At 64.2% G+C, this 13,732-nt stretch carries 12 protein-coding genes; 8 read left to right on the forward strand and 4 right to left on the reverse strand.

Annotated elements, in window-relative coordinates; translation table 11 throughout:
- Positions 1–3: 3 nt before the first annotated feature.
- Positions 4–1,341: an MFS transporter gene (locus tag RIA72_RS16600; RefSeq protein WP_350033169.1), complete on the reverse strand. Its 1,338-nt coding sequence runs from the start codon at positions 1,339–1,341 to the stop codon at positions 4–6.
- A 169-nt stretch (positions 1,342–1,510) separates the two neighbouring features.
- Here RIA72_RS16600 and cyoA point away from each other — a divergent pair, with 169 nt between their 5' ends.
- The 7 genes from cyoA to RIA72_RS16635 are packed head-to-tail and all read left to right on the forward strand — an operon-like array spanning position 1,511 to position 8,283.
- Complete coding sequence (gene cyoA / locus RIA72_RS16605; protein ID WP_350033170.1) at positions 1,511–2,692, forward strand: ubiquinol oxidase subunit II; 1,182 nt, start codon at positions 1,511–1,513, stop codon at positions 2,690–2,692.
- A gap of 20 nt (positions 2,693–2,712) precedes the next feature.
- Positions 2,713–4,731: a cytochrome o ubiquinol oxidase subunit I gene (cyoB, locus tag RIA72_RS16610; protein WP_350033171.1), complete on the forward strand. Its 2,019-nt coding sequence runs from the start codon at positions 2,713–2,715 to the stop codon at positions 4,729–4,731.
- A gap of 4 nt (positions 4,732–4,735) precedes the next feature.
- Positions 4,736–5,362, forward strand: a complete 627-nt coding sequence (cyoC, locus tag RIA72_RS16615; protein ID WP_350033172.1) for a cytochrome o ubiquinol oxidase subunit III — start codon at positions 4,736–4,738, stop codon at positions 5,360–5,362.
- Positions 5,359–5,757: a cytochrome o ubiquinol oxidase subunit IV gene (cyoD, locus tag RIA72_RS16620; RefSeq protein WP_350033173.1), complete on the forward strand. Its 399-nt coding sequence runs from the start codon at positions 5,359–5,361 to the stop codon at positions 5,755–5,757. Before cyoC ends, cyoD begins: the two co-directional genes overlap by 4 nt.
- Complete coding sequence (locus RIA72_RS16625) at positions 5,754–6,455, forward strand: SURF1 family protein (RefSeq protein WP_350033174.1); 702 nt, start codon at positions 5,754–5,756, stop codon at positions 6,453–6,455. Before cyoD ends, RIA72_RS16625 begins: the two co-directional genes overlap by 4 nt.
- The gene (locus RIA72_RS16630) at positions 6,455–7,753 is read left to right on the forward strand and encodes an ATP-binding protein (protein ID WP_350033175.1); all 1,299 of its coding nucleotides are present in this window, start codon (positions 6,455–6,457) and stop codon (positions 7,751–7,753) included. The genes RIA72_RS16625 and RIA72_RS16630 overlap by 1 nt, the downstream gene beginning before the upstream one ends.
- Positions 7,750–8,283, forward strand: a complete 534-nt coding sequence (locus tag RIA72_RS16635) for a response regulator transcription factor (protein WP_350033176.1) — start codon at positions 7,750–7,752, stop codon at positions 8,281–8,283. The genes RIA72_RS16630 and RIA72_RS16635 overlap by 4 nt, the downstream gene beginning before the upstream one ends.
- 143 nt (positions 8,284–8,426) lie before the next feature.
- Here RIA72_RS16635 and RIA72_RS16640 read toward each other — a convergent pair whose 3' ends face one another.
- The 3 genes from RIA72_RS16640 to RIA72_RS16650 all read right to left on the reverse strand — a co-directional run bounded on the left by RIA72_RS16640 (position 8,427) and on the right by RIA72_RS16650 (position 12,658).
- Positions 8,427–10,538: a prolyl oligopeptidase family serine peptidase gene (locus RIA72_RS16640; RefSeq protein ID WP_350033177.1), complete on the reverse strand. Its 2,112-nt coding sequence runs from the start codon at positions 10,536–10,538 to the stop codon at positions 8,427–8,429.
- Positions 10,539–10,688: 150 nt separating this feature from the next.
- Complete coding sequence (locus RIA72_RS16645; RefSeq protein ID WP_350033178.1) at positions 10,689–11,111, reverse strand: DUF4112 domain-containing protein; 423 nt, start codon at positions 11,109–11,111, stop codon at positions 10,689–10,691.
- A gap of 41 nt (positions 11,112–11,152) precedes the next feature.
- Positions 11,153–12,658, reverse strand: coding sequence for an ABC transporter substrate-binding protein (locus RIA72_RS16650; RefSeq protein WP_350033179.1), 1,506 nt, complete (start codon positions 12,656–12,658; stop codon positions 11,153–11,155).
- Between the two features lie 139 nt (positions 12,659–12,797).
- Here RIA72_RS16650 and RIA72_RS16655 point away from each other — a divergent pair, with 139 nt between their 5' ends.
- Positions 12,798–13,730, forward strand: coding sequence for a GNAT family N-acetyltransferase (locus tag RIA72_RS16655; RefSeq protein WP_350033180.1), 933 nt, complete (start codon positions 12,798–12,800; stop codon positions 13,728–13,730).
- Positions 13,731–13,732 lie beyond the last annotated feature (2 nt).

Genomic DNA, 13,732 nt, shown 5'->3' on the forward strand with positions numbered 1-13,732 from the left:
CCATCAGTCGATTGTTCGCGCCAGCTCGCGATTGAGCCACAGAGCAACGAGAGTGACGATTGCCCCCGACAGGAGATAGGCACCCGCGGCCAGCAGCCCGAACTCGCTCGACAACCAGAGCGCGACCATGGGCGCGAAGCCGGCGCCGAACAACCACGCAAGGTCGGCGGTGAAGGCCGAACCCGTGTAACGGTGACGCGGCGTGAAGTTCGAGGATAATGCCCCCGACGACTGACCGAACGACAGGCCAAGCAGCAGGAAACCCAGAATCATGAAGCTCGCTTCGCCGAACTGGCCCGCATCAAGCAGTTGCGGTGCGAAACCGCTGAATGCCGCAATCGCTGCCGCGGTGGCGGCCAATACCGTGCGGCGCCCGAAGCGGTCGGCGAGATGACCCGAAGCGATGATCGCGATCACGCCGCCCACCGCGGCGATCGCCTCGATCATCAGAAAGCGCGCGGGCGTTTCGTCGGTGAAGAGGAATACCCACGACAGCGGATAGACGGTGACCATGTGGAACATCGCGAAACTGGCGAGCGGGGCGAAGGCGCCGATGACGATCGTTTTCCATTCCGACCGCATCGTTTCGAGGAGCGGTGCCGGCTGGAGTGCGCGGTTTTCAAACAATGCGGCATAGTCCGGCGTTACGACAATGCGCAGCCGCGCAAAGAGCGCGACGACGTTGATCGCAAAGGCGACGAAGAAAGGATAGCGCCAGCCCCACGCAAGAAAATCCTCGGCCGGAAGCGCCAGAATCAGGAACATGAACAGCAGGCTGGCGACGATCAGGCCGAGCGGCGCGCCGAGCTGCGGCACCATCGCATACCAGCCGCGCTTCGATTCAGGAGCGTTCAATGCGAGCAGCGAGGCGAGGCCGTCCCACGAGCCGCCAAGCGCAACCCCCTGGCCCATGCGAAACAGCGCGAGCAGCAAGGCTGCACCGATCCCGATCGATTCATAGCCAGGCAGGAAGGCGATGGCGGCGGTCGACCCCCCGAGCAGGAAGAGCGCGATGGTGAGCTTTGCTCCCCGGCCATAAGCGCGGTCGATTGCCGTGAAAACCACGGTTCCAACCGGGCGGGCGACAAAGGCCAGCGCGAAGATCGCAAACGACCAGAGCGTTCCCGTCAGCGGATCGAGATGCGGAAACACCAGCTTGGGGAACACCAGCACCGACGCGATCGCATAGACGAAAAAGTCGAAAAATTCCGACGTCCGCCCGATGATGACGCCAATGGCGATTTCGGCGGGGTCGATGCGGTGGGCGCCTTCCTGGTCGGCGCCGTGGAGCGCGCGCGCGTCGCGTTCGGCCTCGGTCGTGGGGACGGTGTCGGCAGCCATGGTATCAATCCTTGAGCTGGCACCCGCCGCACGTCAGGATGCGCGGGCACGAGTCGTTCTTAGGGCAAAAGTGCCCCGAATGAAAATCTCCCTGCGCGATGTCGGACCCCCGCGGGATTGGACAAAATGTCCTATGTGCAGTGCAACAAAGGAGGCCTAGGCGCGCATCATGCCAAGCAATCTCCCTCGTTTCCTCGCCCGGCTCAGGCTTTTGCCGCTGCTCGCAGCGCTGCCGCTCCTGTCGGGCTGCGGCCTTGTCGTGCTCGATCCGGCGGGCGACGTCGCGCGCCAGCAGGGCGATCTCATTGTCCTCTCGACCGTGCTGATGCTCCTGATCATCGTGCCCGTCATGGTGCTCACGATTTTTTTCGCATGGAAATATCGCGCGTCGAACCGGGATGCGACCTACAAGCCCGACTGGGACCATTCGACGCAGCTCGAACTCGTGATCTGGTCGGCGCCGCTGCTGATCATCATTTGCCTGGGCGCCGTTACGTGGGTTGCCACGCATTTGCTCGATCCCTATCGCCCGCTCGCGCGCACTGGCCCCGGTCAACGCGTCGCCGCCGAGGCGAGGCCACTCGACGTGCAGGTCGTTGCGCTCGACTGGAAATGGCTGTTCATCTACCCCGAGCAGCGTCTTGCGACGGTGAACGAGCTGGCATTGCCGGTGAACCGCCCGGTCCGCTTCCGTATCTCCTCCTCGTCGGTGATGAACAGCTTTTATGTGCCGGCGCTCGCCGGGCAAATCTACGCGATGCCGGGCATGGAGACGAAGCTGCACGGCGTGTTCGACAAGACCGGGGATTATGAAGGTTTCTCGGCCAATTATTCGGGCTGGGGCTTCTCCAACATGCGTTTTGCCGTGAAGAGCCTGCCCGCGGGCGAATTCGACAAATGGGTGGCGGAGACCAAGGCGTCGGCCGAAGGCGACCTCAGCCGCAACGCCTATCTCGATCTTGAAAAGCCGAGCCACAAGGAGCCGGTGCGCCGCTTTGCCGCAACCGACCCGCAGCTGTTCGACGCGATCGTCAATATGTGCGTCGAACCCGGCAAGATGTGCATGCATGACATGATGTCGGTCGATGCCGCGGGCGGTGCGGGGATCGCGGGGATCGGCAATGTCCGGCAGGTCACATATGACAAATTCGCCGCGCGCGGGACTGCCGAGGCCGCACGCTGGTCGATGCGCTATGTCGCCGCCTATTGCAGTGCGCCGGTGATGTCGGGCGACCGCCCCGAGCCCGCGCCCGTGTCGCCGGGGAAGCTGAAGGGCGAGGGGCTGCCGGTGCCCAACAAGCCCGCCCGCACCGCGGTCAACGCATCATCCGCCACGCGCCCGCTGTCCTGAACGCCTGCCGAGCTGAACCCATGTCCGACACCATCATCCCGCACCCCGCCCCACCGACGCACCCGATCCTCGGCAAGCTGTCGATGGACGCAATTCCGCTGCACGAACCGATCCTGGTCGCGACCTTCATCGCGGTCGCGATCGGCGGTATCGCCGTGCTCGGCCTGCTGACCAAATATCGTCTCTGGGGCTATTTGTGGAAGGAGTGGTTCACCACCGTCGACCATAAGCGCATCGGGATCATGTATATGGTCCTGGGGCTGATCATGTTCCTCCGCGGCTTTGCCGATGCAATTATGATGCGGCTCCAGCAGGTGATGGCCTTCGGCGGGTCCGAGGGGTATCTGAACGCGCATCATTATGACCAGGTGTTCACCGCGCACGGCGTGATCATGATCTTCTTCGTGGCGATGCCGTTCATCACCGGCCTGATGAACTACATCGTCCCGTTGCAGATCGGCGCGCGCGATGTCAGCTTTCCTTTCCTCAATAATTTCAGCTTCTGGATGACGAGCGCAGGTGCCGCGCTGACGATGATCTCGCTGTTCGTTGGCGAATATGCCCAGACCGGCTGGCTCGCCTATCCGCCCTTGTCGGGGATCGCCTACAGCCCCAATGTCGGCGTCGATTATTATATCTGGGGGCTTCAGATTGCCGGGGTGGGCACGACGCTGTCGGGCATCAACCTGATCGTCACGATCCTGAAGCTGCGCGCGCCGGGCATGGGGCTGATGAAGATGCCCGTTTTCACCTGGACCTCGCTCTGCTCGAACATATTGATCGTCGCGAGCTTCCCGATCCTGACCGCGACGCTCGCGCTCCTGAGCCTCGATCGCTACGCGGGCACGAACTTCTTCACCAACGATCTCGGCGGGTCGCCGATGATGTATGTGAACCTGATCTGGATCTGGGGACACCCAGAGGTTTACATCCTCATCCTGCCGCTGTTCGGCGTCTTTTCCGAAGTCACCTCGACCTTCTCGGGCAAGCGCCTCTTCGGTTATACGTCGATGGTGTATGCGACGGTGTGCATCACCATCCTGTCGTACATCGTGTGGCTGCACCATTTCTTCACCATGGGGTCGGGGGCAAGCGTCAACAGCTTTTTCGGCATCACGACGATGGTGATCTCAATCCCGACGGGGGCCAAGCTCTTCAACTGGCTTTTCACCATGTATCGCGGCCGTATTCGCTTCGAACTGCCGATGATGTGGACGATCGCCTTCATGCTCACCTTTGTGATCGGCGGGATGACCGGCGTGCTGCTCGCGGTTCCGCCCGCCGATTTCGTGCTCCACAACTCGCTGTTCCTTATCGCGCATTTCCATAACGTCATCATTGGCGGCGTTCTTTTCGGCCTGTTCGCAGCGATCAATTACTGGTGGCCCAAGGCGTTCGGCTTCAAGCTCGATGTCTTCTGGGGCAAGGTGAGCTTCTGGTGCTGGGTCGTCGGTTTCTGGGTTGCCTTCATGCCGCTTTATATCCTGGGGCTCATGGGTGTGACGCGGCGGATGCGCGTTTTCGATGACCCCAGCCTGCAAATCTGGTTTGCGATCGCCGGGGTGGGCGCGCTGATCATCGCCGCGGGCATCGGCGCGATGCTGGTCCAGTTTGCCGTGAGCATCTGGCGCCGCAAGGAACTCGCCGAGGAAAGCGGCGATCCGTGGGACGGCCGCACGCTCGAATGGGCGACCAGTTCGCCGCCGCCCGATTATAATTTCGCCTTCACCCCGGTGATCCGCGACCTTGACGCCTGGCACGACATGAAACGGCGGGGACACCAGCGTCCTCTGGGCGGTTATCGCGACATCCACATGCCGTCGAATACGGGCGCGGGGATCATCCTGTCGGGCATCTGCCTTGTCCTCGGCTTTGCACTCGTGTGGCACATTTGGTGGCTCGTCGCGCTCAGCTTTGCCGCGGTGGTTGCGGGCGCGATCATCCACACCTTCAACTACAAGCGCGATTTCGACATACCGGCGGCTACGGTCGCCGCGGTCGAAGAAGCGCGTACCCGCCAGCTGGCGGCCGGAGCCTGATGCGATGAGTGCGAAAACCATCACCGCCGACGAACGCGTCGCCTTCTACGACCTCGACGAACATGCGCATCCGGAGGGGCACAGCACGATGCTGGGCTTCTGGATCTATCTGATGAGCGACTGCCTCATCTTTGCGATCCTTTTTGCCTGTTATGCGGTACTCGGCGGCAGCTATGCCGCGGGTCCCGCGCCTAAGGATCTGTTCGACCTGAAGCTCATCGCGCTCAACACCGCGATGCTGCTCTTCTCGTCGATCACCTACGGTTTTGCCGTGCTCCAGATGCAGCAGGGCAGGGTGAAGGGCGTGCAGCTCTGGCTCGCGATCACGGGCCTGTTCGGGCTCGCCTTCCTTGGCATCGAGCTTTACGAGTTCCATCATCTGATCGAGATCGGCGCGACGCCGCAGCGCAGCGCCTTTCTTTCGGCCTTCTTCACCCTTGTGGGCACGCACGGGCTGCACGTCACTTTCGGTATTATCTGGCTGGTGACGCTGATGGTTCAGTTGTCGAAGCACGGGCTGATCGCTGCGAACAAGCGCCGGGTCATGTGCCTTTCGATGTTCTGGCACTTCCTCGACGTTGTCTGGATCGGGGTCTTCACCTTTGTCTATCTGATGGGAGTGCTGCGATGAGCGCCGATCCCCACGCCGCCGCTCACGCGCATGACGGGCACCATGAAATCGAGATGCCGCACGCAACGATGCGCGACTATGTCATCGGTTTCGTCCTGTCGGTAATCCTGACCGCCATACCCTTTTGGCTGGTGATGACGATGCCGCTCAGCGCCGGGGCGACAGGGGCGATCATCATGGGCTTTGCGGTCGTGCAGATCGTCGTTCACATGGTATTTTTCCTCCACATGACGCCTAGAGCAGAGGGTGGCTGGTCGCTCACCTCGCTGGTGTTCACGGTGATCGTCGTGGTGATCATGCTCGCGGGATCGCTGTGGGTGATGCACCATCTCAACACCAACATGATGCCGATGCCGCACGAACCGACGAGCCAGCTTGAGAGCCAGGCGCCGTGACGCGTACCCGCCGCGCGGGTTTCGCCGCGGCGGCGCTGATCGCGGCGATGCTTCTCGCGGGGCTTGGCGTGTGGCAGGTCGAACGGCGCGCCTGGAAGCATGAACTGGTCGCCGCGGTCGATGCGCGCATCCATGCCGCGTCGGTCGAGGCACCGGGACCCGATGCGTGGCTGCGGATCAACGCAAAGGACGACGCCTATCGCCGCGTTACAGCGACGGGCGTGTTTCGCCATGATCGTGAAACGCTGGTGCAGGCCGTCACCGAGCGCGGCGCGGGCTTTTGGGTGGTCACGCCGCTCGAAACGCCGGACTTCACCTTGCTGGTCAACCGCGGCTTTGTGCCCAGGGGACGCCGTAGCGCGCGGTCGCGCGCGGCGGGCAATGTCGCGGGAAGCGTCGCCGTCACCGGCCTGCTGCGCGTCACGGAACCCGAAGGCGCGTTTCTCCGTGCGAACGACCCGGCGGCGGACCGCTGGTTCTCACGCGATGTGGCGGCGATCGCGCGCGCGCGCGGGCTTGGCCCGACCGCACCCTATTTCGTCGACGCCGACGCCTCCCCGAACCCCGGCGGCTATCCCGTCGGCGGCCTGACCGTCGTGCGCTTTCCCGATAATCATTTGGTTTATGCGCTGACCTGGTTTGCGCTTGCCGCGCTCAGTGTCTTTTTTGCCTGGCGGTTGTGGCGTATCCGCGAATGATGACCGATCCCGCAACCTTGCCTGCCCGCGCCCCTGCCGGCCGCCGCAACATGACGCTGCTCATCCAGCTGCGCTGGCTTGCCGTCGGCGGCCAGCTGGCGACGATCGGGATCGTCAGCGGTCCGATGGGCATTCCGCTGGAGCGCGCGCCGCTGCTCGGCGCGATCCTTGTGCTTATCGCGATCAACCTTGCCAGTACCGCCGTGCTCCGCCGCGGCCGAGCGGTGACCAACGCCGAACTGACCGCGGCGCTGCTCTTCGATGTCGCGGCGCTCGGCTGGCAGCTTCATCACAGCGGCGGGCTTGCCAATCCCTTTGCATCGCTTTTCCTGCTGCAAGTGGTGATCGGGGCGATTTTGCTGACTCCGCGCTCGTCGTGGGCAATCGTCGCGGCGGCACTTGCGGCGCTGGCAATGCTGCGCATCGACCCGACGCCGCTGGTACTGCCGCCGCCCTACGCTGCCGACCCGATGAAACTCTATCTGCAGGGGAGTTTCGTCTGCTTCCTGCTCATCGCGGTCCTGCTCGTCGCTTTCGTCACGCGAATCAGCCGCAATCTGCGCGACAGCGACGCCGCGCTCGCGGCCAGCCGCCAGCGCGCGGCCGAGGAGGACCATATCGTGCGCATGGGGCTGCTCGCGTCGGGCGCCGCGCACGAGCTCGGGACGCCGCTCTCCACCTTGTCGGTGCTGATCGGCGACTGGAAGGCGGCACCGCGCCTCAAGGACGACCGCGAGCTTCAGGAGGATCTGGCCGACATGGACACCGCCGTCCAGCGTTGCAAGGCCATCGTCAGCGGCATCTTGATGTCGGCGGGCGAGGCGCGCGGCGAAGCGCCGCAGCTCACGACAATGCGCGCCTCGTTTAACGAGATTGTCGCGCACACCCGCGCCGTTCGCCGCCCGGGCACGGTCGAGTTCAACGACCGCTTCGGCGCTGACGTCGCGATCGTGTCGGACCCCGCGCTGCGGCAGGTGATCGGCAATGTCCTCGATAATGCGGCGGAAGTGTCGCCCGACTGGACCAGCTTCACGACCTCGCGCGATGGCGACATGCTGGTGATCGAGATCGCCGATCGCGGACCGGGGTTCAGCCCGGAGATGCTGGAGAATTTCGGCCAGCCTTATCGTTCGACCAAGGGGCGGCCCGGGGGCGGCCTGGGGCTGTTCCTGCTCGTCAATGTGCTGCGCAAGCTCGGCGGCAGCGCCAGCGTTGCGAACCGCGATACGGGTGGCGCGCTGGTGCGGATCGTCCTGCCCATTTCGGCCCTCGCGCCCCCTGGAGGAGAAAGGCCATGACCGAGCCGCGACACCTGCTGATCGTCGAGGATGACGAGGCGTTTGCGCGCACGCTCAAGCGTTCGTTTGAACGGCGCGGCTATACGGTCGAGGTCGCGCACAACCCGGAGGCGATGGAGGCACTGCTCGCCACCTTCCGGCCCGGCTATGCCGTCGTCGACCTCAAGCTCGGCGGTGCATCGGGGCTCGCGTGTGTGCAGACGCTGCGCGCCACCGATGCCGCGATGAGGATCGTGGTGTTGACCGGCTTTGCCAGCATCGCCACGGCGGTCGAGGCGATCAAGCTCGGCGCCTCCTATTATCTCGCCAAACCGTCGAACACCGACGATATCGAGGCCGCGTTCGACCGCGCCGAAGGCAATGCCGAAACGCCGGTGGATGGCCGCCAGTCGTCGATCAAGACCGTCGAGTGGGAACATATCCACCAAACGCTCGTCGAAACCGGCTTCAACATCTCCGAAACCGCGCGCCGGCTGGGGATGCACCGCCGCACGCTCGCGCGGAAACTGGAGAAACGGCAGATTCGCTGAAGGGGAGCGGTTGGGGCAATTCCAGCCTCAATCGTCATCCCGGCGAAGGCCGGGATCTCACCGTCTCATCCTTACGCTCCGGCGAGATCCCGGCCTTCGCCGGGATGGCGGAGGAGGGAGGGGCGGCCTTGCTGGCCTTGTGCCTATTCCTTCTCCACCAGCTCGCGTTGCAGGAAGGCGTGAAGCATCGCCGCGCGCACCGCATCCTCGGCATGGTCGGCGCCGACCGAATGACCGCCTTCCAGATATTCGTGATAATAGACGCGGTTGCCATTCGCCATCAGCCGCGCGGCAAATTTGCGCGCGTGGCCAGGGTGGACGCGGTCGTCCTTGGTCGAAAGATAGAGGAAGACCGGCGGATAGGTCACGCCCTTGCGGATGTTGTGATAGGGCGAATATTCCGACAGAAAAGCCCAGTCTTCGGGCACGTCGGGGTCGCCATATTCGGCGACCCACGAGGCGCCCGCAAGCATCTTGTCGTATCGCCACATATCCTTGATCGGCGATCCCGATATCACGGCGCCGTAGAGATCGGGGCGCTGCGTCATCGCCGCGCCGACGAGCACGCCGCCGTTCGACCGGCCCGAAATCGCGATCCTGCCCTTGGCGCTGACCCCCGTTTTGACGAGATCCTCGGCTACCGCGTGCAGGTCGTCGAAGCTGTTCTGGCGCTTTTCGCGCAGCGCCGCCTGATGCCAGGCGGGACCATATTCGCCGCCGCCGCGAATGTTGGCGAGGACGTAGGCATTGCCGCCTTCCACCCAGAACAGGCCGAGCGGCCCGGCGCGATAGGGCTGGCCGGTCAGATAGCCCGGCGTCTGCGCGGCGCGGAAGCCGCCATAGGCGTGGATCAGCGCCGGAACCGGTGCCGTCGCGCCCTTCTTGCGGACGAGGAAATAGGGGATTTGGGTCCCGTCCTTCGATGTCGCGAAGCGCTTTTCGACGAGCATGTCCTTCGCGTCGAACGTCGCGGGCAGGCTCTGCACCGGATGAGGCGCCTCATTCTCGGCGACGGCATAGAGTGTTGGCGGTGTCAGCATCGTCTCGGCGGTCGCCAACACGATGTCGCGCTTGCCGATCGTTCCCGCGACTCCGACCGTCGCATTGGCGGCGAGGGGAATTTCCTTCCGGCTCCATTGACCCGTCGCAGCGTCGCGGCGCAGCGCAAACAGCTTGCCTTCGACGTGATCGAGCGCCTTCACCCACAGGATATTGTCGGTCGCAGCGACATTTTCGATAGCCTGCGCCTTTGTCGGGGTCATCGCGGTGACGATCGGCACCCGACGATCGGCGGACATGTCGGCAAGCGACAGCGCCACCAGCGAACCCGCGGGAATGTCGGCCCAATCCTTGTTGAGAAAGACGATCACCTGCCCGTCGATAACGTCGCGCACGCTGGCGGTGTCGGGAATGATCGTCGAGATATAGCGCGAAGCGTCGACGTTCGGAAGCATGTAATCGGCGGTGTAAAAGGTCTTGCCGCGGCTGATCATCGGCCAGCGCCGGTCACCATCGGTCAGCGCGAAGACGGTCATGCCGACGTCCTCATGCGCGCCCTCGACCAGCGTTTCGGCCGACGACAGCGGCGTGCCGCGCTTCCAGCGCTTGACGATGCGCGGATAGCCCGACGCGGTCATGCTGCCCTCGCCATAATCGGTGGCGACCAGCAGCGTGTCGGCATCCTCCCACGTCACGCTGCTTTTCGCCTGCGGCAGCATGAAGCCGCCGTCGACGAAACTCCGCGTCGTGCGGTCCCATTCGCGCACGATGTCGGCGTCGGTGCCGCCGGGGCTCAGCGAGACAAGACAGCGCTTATAGTCGGGAGCGAGGCAGTCGGCGCCGTGCCAGACCCAGCTTTGGCCGTCTGCCTTGCCGAGCGCGTCGACGTCGATCAGCACCGTCCATTCGGGTTTGCCGGCCAACCAGGCGTCGAGCGGGCTTTGCCGCCACAGCCCGCGCGGGTTGTTCGCATCGCGCCACAGGTTCGTGACGACATCGCCCATCACTTCGCCGGGCATCGCGATCTGGCGGTCGTCGTCGAGGATTTCGCGGGCGCGCCTCCGGTCGGTCTCAAAGCCGGGACGACCGACGAGCAGTTTGTCGGTCGCAGCATTTTCCTTTTTGACCCAGTGGAGCGCCTCCGCGCCCTCGATATCCTCGAGCCAGATGTAGGGATCCTCATCCTGCGGCGCGGCGGCCGCTACGGCGGCAATCGAATAGCTGACGGCAAGCGCGGCAAGGCTGGCGCGGATCATTCGGATTATCTCCCCTGGGGTGTGATGGCGCTGTGCTAGCAGCATTACACACCCTGAGAAAGTATATCGTCATCCCGGCGAAGGCCGGGATCTCACCCTGTTGTCCGCACGCATAGGCGAGATCCCGGCCTTCGCCGGGATGACGGGAAATCACTGATCGATGACGATCGTGCCCGGATGATGCTTGTCGAGATGTTTCTTGATGATCTTCAGATTGCGGCTGTTCGACCGGAAGAAAAAGTCGAAGGCATCGCCCACCAGCGGCACGGCGCCCAGCGCGGTATCGACGCCCAGATTGCCGACCATGCGCCAGATCTTCCACCTGGGCATGCCGAGGTTGCGGGCCTCCCAGATCAGATAGGCGCCCATCGTCGCGGCGATGACGTCGCCGACCACAGGGACCAGTCCGACGATCGCGTCGAGACCGACGGGGCGGTTGATGCCGGGAATGACGAAGCTGCGTTCGAGCAGGATTTCGAGCATTTCGACGCGCTTGCGCAGCGCGGCGGGGTCACTGCGATTCTGGATCAGCGCGTCGAAGATCGCGTCGGGATGGGGCGGCGAGGGGGGCATCGGCGTCCTTTCAGAAGCGCTCCCATATGAGCGCCACTGTGTTAGTTGGGTATGGCAATCAGATGATTCAATGGATGTTGCGCACGGCCGTTGGCACGCAGGCCCGTGAGGCGCTGCGACGCGACCGACCAGCGCAGCGGCGTGGCGAGGGGGATGAAGGGGGCGTAGCGGGCAAGCACCGCCTCCGCCTCCCCGATCTGCCGCGCGCGTTGCCCCGCGTCGATATTCGTCGTCGCCTGATCGATCAGATTTTGCGCCTCGCGATTGCAGAGCGTGTCGCGGCGGCACGACAGGCGGCGCAGCGCCCATATCGGATCGTCATTGGGCGCGACCTCGTCGATCAACCGCAGGTCGGCGGCAGAGGCCATGTTGACGCGGCGACTGGGCACGCCGATGGCTGACAGATCGGCGGCGACATAGGCAAAGAGGATGCGCCCGCCGGGCGAATCGGGGACGGCGATGCGCAACGGCTCGATCGGCCGCCCCGCGCTGCGCCAGGCGTCCACGATGCGCTTGGCCTGCGTCAACCGCGACGCATTGTCATACTCCGCCCAGGTCGGCCTCAACGGAGCGGGCCCCCCGTCGCGGGTATAAAGCGCGGGACGGAGCGTGACCTGCGGTTGCCATTCGGCAAGCCCGAAGGCTTCGATCAACCGATCGCGCCGGATCGCGCGCACCAGCGCCTCGCGATTTGTATCGGTCGCCAGGAACCCTTCGGCGCGGACAAAGGCCAGCCCGAACAGGCCGGGGGCCGGATCGACCACCAGCCGCGAGCGTCCGATGTTCGACGCGACGAAATAGGGGAGGGTGGAAAAGCGCCCGCCGATCACGCCGTCGGCATAGCCGTTCTTGAACCGCGCGAGCGCGCCCTGCGGCGTCGTGCCGATGAGTTCGATCGCTGCGGCGGGATCGTTCGCGGCGGCCTCGGCCGCTTCCGCATCCTCGGCCAAAGGGTCGGGAACGGGCGAAAGCAGCATGGCCTGCCCGATTTTGCGTGGTCTCATGGGGCCCCATCCCATCCCTTTGTTGACGATCGCCATCGACGGCTGCGCAAGCAGTTCGAGCAGTGCCGGCTGCGGGACCGACAGGCGGATTTCGATGACCGTATCGGTCATCGCCCTGATCGTCTCGATCTCCGGAAAATCGTCTTTCAGTACATGACGGCTCGCGGGTTCCAGATAGGAACGCAGGATGCCGGCAACCGTCTCGGCAGTCACCTTGCGGCCATTCGTCCATTTGGCCTCGGTGATCCGAAATATGTAGCTGCGCCCGTCGGCGGTGACAGTCCAGCGGTCGGCAAGGCCGGTATCGATCTGTCCTTCGCCATCATAGCTGACGAGACCCTGCGATGTGGCGTCGAGTAGCGCCGCATTGGCGGTAGAAAGTTCGCCACGGAGAGGGTTCGCGCGCAGGTTGAGCTCACCCATCGCGGCTACACGAACCGGGCCGCGTTCGCCGAACAGATCGCAGCCGGGCAGCGCGAGCATCAGGCCCGTCGCGACCGCGATCGCCATGGCGCGGTGCTTGGTCCCGCCGCTTGCTTTCATTCCGCATGTTCCTTCAAACCGTGTAAGCCAATCATAACCATGTGCTGCCAAAGCTGCATAGAGGAGGGACCGATTAATTGCGCGTGCGCGATAACGTGCGGGCAATTTGCCGGGAACTGCCGTGAAGATCGGGCGAGGGATGACCGACAGCAATAAGGACAAGGCAGGCGGGCGCGTGGCGCTGCGCGTCGAAGTGGCGGGCCGCACACTGGGCCATATCCGGCGCGATCTTGCCGTGGTGGGGCATAGCCTCGACGCGATTCTGGATCCTGCGACGCGTGCCATCCCGTCGGCGGGCCGCGATGGCTGGCTGTTCCGCTCGCTGCCCCGCGACCGGCTGACCGATCTGACGGCACGGCTGGAGGGTTGGCTCGTTTCGGTGCGCCAATCCTATCCACGCCATTATGTGCCGATGGAGGGGCAAGATTTCGACGACTGGTGGCGGGGATTCTCGTCGCGGACCCGTTCGACGCTATCGCGCAAGGCCCGCCGCCTTGCAGAGCATTTCGCAGGTGAAACCTCGATGCGTTGTTATCGGACAGGGGCGGAGATCGAGGAGTTTATGGACATCGCCGTCCCGCTTTCCGAGCAAACCTACCAGGCTCGGCTATTGCAAGCTGGGCTTCCGGCAGGCGAGGCCGATCGCGCGCGTGCCGTTGCCGCCGCAGCGCGGGACCAGGTCCGCGCCTTTTTGTTGTTCGCCGGCGATCGCGCGATCGCTTATCTTTACCTGCCGGTCGACCGCGACATTCTGATCTATGCCCATCTCGGCTATGATCCTGCTTTCGCGGCCTTATCGCCGGGCACTGTTCTGCACGTCGATGCCATGCGCGCTTTATTCGCGGAGGGACGGTTTCGCGCCTTCGATTTCACCGAGGGCGACGGCGCACACAAGGCGCAGTTCGGCCGTGCCTCGATCGACTGCGTCGACGTCCTGGTGTTGCGGCCGACGCTGCGCAATCGCGCCGCGCTTGGCATGATGGCGGGTGTCGACCGGGCCGCCGGCACCGGAAAATATCTGCTCGACCGGCTGGGCGTGCGTGCGAGCGTGAAGGCGGTGATTCGCCGGTAAGT

The organism is Sphingopyxis sp. (assembly GCF_040216815.1).
Taxonomy (GTDB): domain Bacteria; phylum Pseudomonadota; class Alphaproteobacteria; order Sphingomonadales; family Sphingomonadaceae; genus Sphingopyxis.

Bases quoted from the DNA above. Each gene is read 5' to 3' on its own strand.
- RIA72_RS16640 (WP_350033177.1), bottom strand. From the start codon at position 10,538: ATGATCCGCGCCAGCCTTGCCGCGCTTGCCGTCAGCTATTCGATTGCC.
- RIA72_RS16655 (WP_350033180.1), top strand. From the start codon at position 12,798: ATGACCGACAGCAATAAGGACAAGGCAGGCGGGCGCGTGGCGCTGCGC.
- RIA72_RS16645 (WP_350033178.1), bottom strand. From the start codon at position 11,111: ATGCCCCCCTCGCCGCCCCATCCCGACGCGATCTTCGACGCGCTGATC.
- cyoB (WP_350033171.1), top strand. From the start codon at position 2,713: ATGTCCGACACCATCATCCCGCACCCCGCCCCACCGACGCACCCGATC.
- cyoD (WP_350033173.1), top strand. From the start codon at position 5,359: ATGAGCGCCGATCCCCACGCCGCCGCTCACGCGCATGACGGGCACCAT.
- RIA72_RS16600 (WP_350033169.1), bottom strand. From the start codon at position 1,341: ATGGCTGCCGACACCGTCCCCACGACCGAGGCCGAACGCGACGCGCGC.
- cyoC (WP_350033172.1), top strand. From the start codon at position 4,736: ATGAGTGCGAAAACCATCACCGCCGACGAACGCGTCGCCTTCTACGAC.
- RIA72_RS16630 (WP_350033175.1), top strand. From the start codon at position 6,455: ATGACCGATCCCGCAACCTTGCCTGCCCGCGCCCCTGCCGGCCGCCGC.
- RIA72_RS16650 (WP_350033179.1), bottom strand. From the start codon at position 12,658: ATGAAAGCAAGCGGCGGGACCAAGCACCGCGCCATGGCGATCGCGGTC.
- RIA72_RS16635 (WP_350033176.1), top strand. From the start codon at position 7,750: ATGACCGAGCCGCGACACCTGCTGATCGTCGAGGATGACGAGGCGTTT.
- cyoA (WP_350033170.1), top strand. From the start codon at position 1,511: ATGCCAAGCAATCTCCCTCGTTTCCTCGCCCGGCTCAGGCTTTTGCCG.